Origin of the sequence: Paraburkholderia sp. J67, assembly GCF_905220265.1 — a bacterium.
In the GTDB taxonomy this organism is placed as follows: domain Bacteria; phylum Pseudomonadota; class Gammaproteobacteria; order Burkholderiales; family Burkholderiaceae; genus Paraburkholderia.
Genome location: NZ_CAJMZK010000129.1, coordinates 1 through 304, shown reverse-complemented (window position 1 = coordinate 304; position 304 = coordinate 1). Strand labels below are relative to the sequence as shown.

Genomic DNA, 304 nt, shown 5'->3' with positions numbered 1-304 from the left:
GGTCAGCACATCGTCCAGATATTCCTGGCAAAGCCGGAAGGTTTCCTCGCCGACGAGTTTCACCGCCGTGCCGTCCGAAAACAGGCCGACTTCGTTTAACTCGACGCGCTTGTCCGCCTTGAGCGACTGCGCCATCGCGCAGGAATCATCGGTCTGCACGCCGATCACCTTGATCTCCGGGCGCACGGCTTTCACGTAGGCCGCGACACCCGCCGCGAGACCGCCGCCGCCGATCGGCACGAAGATCGCATGAATCGGGGTCTGATGCTTGCTGAGGATTTCCATCGCCACGGTGCCCTGGCCC

General features: G+C 63.2%; 1 protein-coding gene. It reads right to left on the bottom strand.

Translation table 11 applies throughout. From position 1 onward, the window contains the following. Positions 1–304, bottom strand: a 304-nt coding sequence (locus tag U5782_RS41480) for a pyridoxal-phosphate dependent enzyme (RefSeq protein WP_322049653.1), incomplete at both ends; no start/stop codon positions are given.